Annotated in this window: 3 protein-coding genes; all 3 read right to left on the reverse strand. The window is 36.9% G+C overall.

Translation table 11 applies throughout. The features are described from left to right. Nucleotides 1-38: 38 nt before the first annotated feature. From ACFOUY_RS02920 to ACFOUY_RS02930, 3 genes are read right to left on the reverse strand one after another with little or no spacing between them, the layout of a single operon-like run. Nucleotides 39-1,439, reverse strand: a complete 1,401-nt coding sequence (locus tag ACFOUY_RS02920; protein ID WP_378958953.1) for an efflux transporter outer membrane subunit — start codon at nt 1,437-1,439, stop codon at nt 39-41. Between the two features lie 12 nt (nt 1,440-1,451). Beyond that, nucleotides 1,452-4,634: an efflux RND transporter permease subunit gene (locus ACFOUY_RS02925; protein WP_378958954.1), complete on the reverse strand. Its 3,183-nt coding sequence runs from the start codon at nt 4,632-4,634 to the stop codon at nt 1,452-1,454. Between the two features lie 48 nt (nt 4,635-4,682). Next, nucleotides 4,683-5,852, reverse strand: coding sequence for an efflux RND transporter periplasmic adaptor subunit (locus ACFOUY_RS02930; RefSeq protein WP_378958955.1), 1,170 nt, complete (start codon nt 5,850-5,852; stop codon nt 4,683-4,685). Nucleotides 5,853-6,442: the final 590 nt, after the last annotated feature.

The following is a 6,442-nucleotide window of genomic DNA, read 5'->3' on the forward strand; positions in this document are numbered from 1 at the left end:
TAAAATTAGAATGCCTTTTCTGTGTGTTAATAATTTTATTATTTCCAACCGCCACCTAAAGCACGATATAAGTTTACTACAGATTGAAGTTTCTGCAATTTATCGTTTATACCACTTAACTGTGCTGCCAATAAACTTTGCTCTGAAGTTAAAACATCAGTATAATTTGTTGCCGAACTGTAGCGTAATAATTCCTTTGTAAAATCTACCGCTTTGGTTAAAGATGCAATTTGTTTCGCCCTGGTTTCTTCTTTTTCAGTTGCAGTTTGATAAGCATATAGAGCATTAGATACTTCCTGTCCGCCAGTTAAAAGCGTTTGTTGAAAGTTATAAAATGCAATTTGCTGATTAGCCTGAGCAGTTGTTAAACGGGCTTTGTTAGCCCCTTTAGCAAAAATTGGTTGTGTTAAACCACCAACTAAATTGTAGAAAATAGAATTATCGAAGAAATTACTTAATTGCAAACTCGTTAAACCACCAGATGCTGTTAAAGTTAAAGCCGGATAGAAATAAGTTTTAGCAACATTTGTGTTTTCAAATGCAGAGCGGAAACCAAATTCAGCCGCAATAACATCAGGGCGATTTTGTAGTAATTGTGCGGAAACGCCAGTTTGTAAATTGGTGTAAGGAGTTTGCTGGTCTATGGTTGTGCGATTAATACTTCCGGGAGCTTGAGCGATAATTACACCTAATGCATTTTCTGCCTCTTTTATACTTCTTTTTAAATCTGGAAGTGTAACCTGCGCCGCGTATAAATTCGCCTCACTCTGAACAACAGCTGCACCGTTCACAATGGCACCTTCTTTCAAAGCTTTCATGGTTTCCAAGTCCTGAGTTCTGATTTTAATCGTTTGCTCTGTAATCGCCAGTTGCTTATCTAAAGCCAAAAGGGTATAATAATTATTGGCTATGGTTGCAATTAGCTGTGTTTGAACGGCTCTTTTAGCAGCGTCACTTTGCAATAATGCAGCGTATGCTGCCTTTTTTGCACTACCTAATTTTCCCCAAATATCAGCCTCCCAAGCGGTACTTAGTGCAGCTCTGTAGGTTTGTGTTTCGAGATTGATATTAATCCCGGCAGGAAAGTTTAAGGCTGCTGCAGATTGTTTTGCATCAGTTACAGAAACATCAGCTTGTAAGCTTGGTAAAAATGCTGCACGACTTTGACGTAAAGTTGCCTCCGAAATTTTAATACGCTCGATTGCTTGTTTTAAGTCTAGGTTTTCGTTAATTCCTTGCTGAATCAACGATTGCAAAGTTGTATCAGAAAACAAGTTTTTCCAAGGCAAATCTGCTATGGTAACCGTATCTGTTGTGTTATTGTCACGGTATAAACCTTCGTTTTTAACTTGTGGGCGTTCGTATTTTTTAGTTACGCAGGCGCTTAAAGTAAGGATGGTAAAACCGATTAAAATGGAATATTTATATCTGAAATTCATATATTCTTGAAATTAATGTTTGCTATTACTCGTAGCCAACTTATATTCTTCAGGTGTTTGTTCATGATCAATGCCTTCATTAAATGGCGATTTATTACTCGCTTTCTCTTGTAAAGTTTGGAAAATAATAAACAATGCAGGGATAACAAATACACCGAAAATGGTACCGATTAGCATACCGCCAACAGCACCTGTACCAATTGATGTATTACCTGCAGCACCAACTCCCGATGATAACATCAGGGGAAGCAGCCCGAGGATAAAGGCAAATGAGGTCATCAAAATTGGGCGTAAACGAGCTGTTGCACCATCAATTGCTGCATTAACAATGCTCATTCCTTTTCTTCTTCTATCAACCGCATACTCTACAATTAGGATGGCATTTTTCGCCAACAGTCCAACAAGCATAATTAGCGTAATCTGTGTATAAATGTTATTATCAACACCGAATATTTTATCGAAAACAAATACGCCAGCTAAACCAATTGGTAGAGAAATTAATACTGCTAATGGTAAAATATAACTTTCGTATTGTGCCGCCAATAAGAAGTAAACAAAGATTATACAAAGTAAGAAGATAAATACAGTTTGACTTCCGCCGCTTATCTCCTCACGAGATAGACCAGAGAATTCATATCCATAACCTGTTGGTAAACTTTCTGCCGCAACTTCTTGTACTGCTTTTAATGCATCACCAGAACTGAAACCTGGGTTTGGATTACCTGTTACCGCAATTGAGGTAAATAAGTTGAAACGAGAGATAGCCTGTGGCCCGTAAACTTTTGTTAAGGTTATAAATTCCGAAACCGGAGCCATTTGTCCTTTGGAGTTACGAACGAAAATGCTGGTTAAACTTTCCTGATTAGCACGATATTTTGCATCTGCCTGATATAACACTCTAAACTGCTTTCCAAATTTATTAAAGTTAGAAGCATACACACCACCGTAATACCCTTGCATTACACCTAAAACATCACCAACAGTTATACCTGCTTGTTTTACCTTAGCCACATTTACATCAATTTGATATTGTGGAAAATTTGGGTTGAATGAAGTTGATGCATATTGAATTTCTGGGCGCTTAGCCAATGCAGCAAGAAACTTATTTCCTACATCATTAAACTTTTTAATATCTCCACCAGTTTTATCTTGCAATTGGAATTCGAAACCGCCACTGGTACCAAAACCTTGAATTGTAGGCGGAGCGAAGAAGATAATTTTTGCACCTTTAATATTAGCAGTCTTCGCGAAAAGTTCTCCAATAATTACTTTTACATCACGACCTTTACGTTCATCCCAAGGCGTTAAACGACCAATAACCATTCCGTAAGAGCTACCAGAACCACTAATTAAACTACGTCCCACTACCCTTAAGGAGTTTTTAATTTCGGGAATGGTGTGTGCAATGCTGTCAATTTTAGAAATTATGATACTGGTTTCTTCCTGTGATGTTCCTGCAGGTAGCGAAATATCTGAGAATACTGTCCCTAAATCCTCATTTGGTACAAAACCTTTAGGGGTTGTATTCATTGTCCAAACCAATACTGCTGTGAAGAATAGAATACCCAAACCAACTATCCACTTCTTTTTAGATAGAAAGCCTACAGATTTTTTATATTTTCCAGTTACTGCATCGAAAGATGTGTTGAATGCATCATAAAAACGATTGATGAAATTCTTTTTCTTCTCGTGATCCTCTTTGTGTGGTTTTAAGAAAATAGCACAAAGCGCAGGACTTAAAGTTAAAGCGTTAATTGCTGAAAGTATAATTGAAATAGCCAGTGTTAAACCGAATTGTTTGTAGAATACACCAGATGAACCTTGAATAAAGCTCACTGGAATAAATACCGCCGCCATTACTAAAGTGATGGAAATAATTGCACCGCTAATGTCCTCCATTGCATCTACTGTTGCTTTTCTGGCATCGGTATAACCTTCATCTAGCTTTGCGTGTACGGCCTCTACAACTACAATCGCATCATCTACCACAATACCAATGGCGAGCACGAGTGCAAATAGCGTTAATAAGTTTATCGTAAAGCCGAATAAACTCAGGAAGAAAAATGTACCAATAATGGCTACCGGAACACTAATTGCCGGAATTAAAGTAGAACGGAAATCTTGTAAGAAGATAAATACAACTAAGAATACTAATATAAAAGCCTCGATTAAGGTGTGAATTACCTTTTCAATTGATGCATCCAAGAAATCGTTTACGTTAACTAAAGTAGTATAATGAACTCCTTTTGGGAAAGATTTCTGAGCTTCATCTAAAGTTTTAATCGAGTTTTCGATTACTTCTTTTGCATTTGAACCTGCGGTTTGGTTAATGGCAATACCTAAAGCTTGTTTTCCATTAAATTTAACAGAACTGGCATAACTTAAAGCACCCAGTTCAATTCTGGCTACATCTTTTAAGCGAAGAATTTGTCCGTTGGCATCAGCTTTTATTATGATTTCACTAAACTGACTTTCATCTTTTAATCTACCCGAATATTTCAAAGTATATTGAAAAGCCTGGTCACCTTGTTCGCCAAATTGTCCTGGTGCCGCCTCAACATTTTGTTCAGCAAGTGCAACACTCACATCATTTGGCACTAATCCATATGTTGCCATAACATCTGGCTTTAACCAAATACGCATGGTATAATCCATCTGGCCGAATGCGCTTGCATCACCAACACCATTAATACGTTTAATTTGTGGGATGATGTTAATGTTAGCATAATTTTGTAGAAATGTCTGATCATAAGAAGGGTCATCGCTATAAATAGCAAAAATTAATACATTACTGGCTTGTCTTTTTGCAGTAATTACACCAGATTTTGTAACTTCTGCGGGAAGTAGGCTGGTTGCTCTAGCAACCCTGTTTTGTACGTTTACCGCAGCTAAATCGGGATTTGTGCCCAGTTTAAAGTTTACTGTAATGGTTGCGGTACCATCATTACTTGCAGAAGAGGTCATGTAAGTCATGTCTTCCACACCGTTAATTTGTTCTTCTAGCGGAACAACAACGCTACTCATTACCACATCGGCATTTGCACCCTGGTATGAGGTAGAAACCTGCACCGTTGGAGGGGCGATTTCAGGATATTGTGAAACCGGTAAAGTAGCTAAACCTAAAACACCGAGAATTACGATGATGATGGATATAACCGTTGATAGAACCGGTCTTTCTATAAATTTCTTAAACATAATTAATATTGATTACACTAAATAAGTGTGGTAGCACTGATTACATTGTTATTTTTTAATTTCAGCGTAAACCGCATCTGCACTTTGTTCTTCTGGTTTAATTTTAACACCATCTTTTAAAGATTGGAAACCTTCTAAAACAATTTTATCGCCAGCCTTTAAGCCTTTGGTTACTACATAGAACTTATCTTTGGCTAAATCCATTATCTGAATTTCGGTGCTGATAACCTTTGCAGAATCGCCCAATACATAAACAAATTTTTTACCCTGTAAATCGATTGTAGATTTTTGAGGAACAAGAATTGCATTATCAACGTGTTGAGGTATTCTAACTGATGCACTTCCGCCAGATTTTAATAGGAAAGTTGGGTTGGGGAAAGTTGCTCTTAAACTTGCAGAGCCCGTGGCTGTATTAATCTGGCCGTTAATTGATTCAATTTTACCATTTTGTGCATAAACATTTCCATCCGCTAATACCAAACTTACGGCTGGAATGTTTTTCATTTGCTGCGCAAGTGTATTGCCTTTGTATGTTTTAGAAAAATCTAAAAGTTGTTTTTCGTTTAAAGAAAAGTAAGCATAAACCTTTGATGTATTTGAAACCGTAGTTAATGGCTCCGTGCTTGAGCTGCTAACCAAACTTCCTGTTCTAAAAGGAAGACTTCCAACTATGCCATCTACAGGGCTTGTTATAGAAGTGTAGCCTAAGTTAACCTGCGCGTTTGCTAAGGCAGCCTTAGCTTGCGACAGCGCAGCTTTTCTACTTTGCAATGTTAATTGAGCAGCATCTAAATCATATTTACTAATGATATCTTTCTCTACTAAAGGTTTTGTTTTGTTAACCTGAAGTTGAGCTGCATTTACATCTGCTTCAGCGCTACTTATTGCAGCTCTTGCTGTTCTAACTTCTTGCTCGTATTGCGGTGCCATGATGGTAAAAAGTAATTGGCCTTTTTTAACAACGGCGCCTTCATCTACCAATATTTTCTGGATAAAACCATCCACTTTAGGTCTGATATCGATATTCTGAATACCTTCAATTGTAGCAGGATAATCTGAATTTAATTCGGTGTTTTGGGCGTTAACCGTAAAAACCGGATAGGCTTGTGGGCCGGCGGCTGCAGCTGCTGCTGCTTTTTTTGCTTCATCGTTATTTCCGCAAGATGCTAAAAGCATGCTAATGCTTATGCTGAAAAAGAGAGTTGTTACTTTTCTCATGGACTATTTTGGTGTGTTTAAATTTATTTTCCGGGATTAGGAACGCAATCAAAATTTGGGTTTTGAATTTTGCGAATCCAGCCCAAAAATAAAGCCTAAAAAAAAATAAATCTGTCCAAATTCTGTCATTTAATCAATCGATTGATTTATTTATCGTTAAAAAGCACTCTTCGAAGTATCTAAAAGGCTCTTGTGTAGTGTTTTGACACTGTTTTTTTATGTGAAAATCGTGTGTAATTAAATTGCGACAGATGTTAAAAGGTGTTAAATAGAACCTGTTTGTACTGTTTTTATATCAATTAATGTTGAGGATTTTAGTCGTTTTTTTTACCGATAGTGTAAAAATTACACCAGCGCATATTTCTTTTTGGATATTTTTAGTAGAAATTTTACTGAGTTTTCATTTAAAGGGAAATTGTTTCTGTTTGTAAACCTGACAGAAGTGAGAATACTTTTGATAAAAACTTTTAAGGTTTTTTAAAAAAAAATCATTGTTGTCCGATAAAAATAAACGGGATAGCCTAAGCCACCCCGTTTTTTATACCTTTAAGTTACGACACCAAAAAGTATGCTTAAAGGTACAACATTTT

This window comes from Pedobacter jamesrossensis (assembly GCF_042650905.1).
Lineage (GTDB): Bacteria > Bacteroidota > Bacteroidia > Sphingobacteriales > Sphingobacteriaceae > Pedobacter > Pedobacter jamesrossensis.

Coding starts and splice junctions, on each gene's coding strand:
- ACFOUY_RS02930 (WP_378958955.1), bottom strand. CDS start 5,852: ATGAGAAAAGTAACAACTCTCTTTTTCAGCATAAGCATTAGCATGCTT.
- ACFOUY_RS02925 (WP_378958954.1), bottom strand. CDS start 4,634: ATGTTTAAGAAATTTATAGAAAGACCGGTTCTATCAACGGTTATATCC.
- ACFOUY_RS02920 (WP_378958953.1), bottom strand. CDS start 1,439: ATGAATTTCAGATATAAATATTCCATTTTAATCGGTTTTACCATCCTT.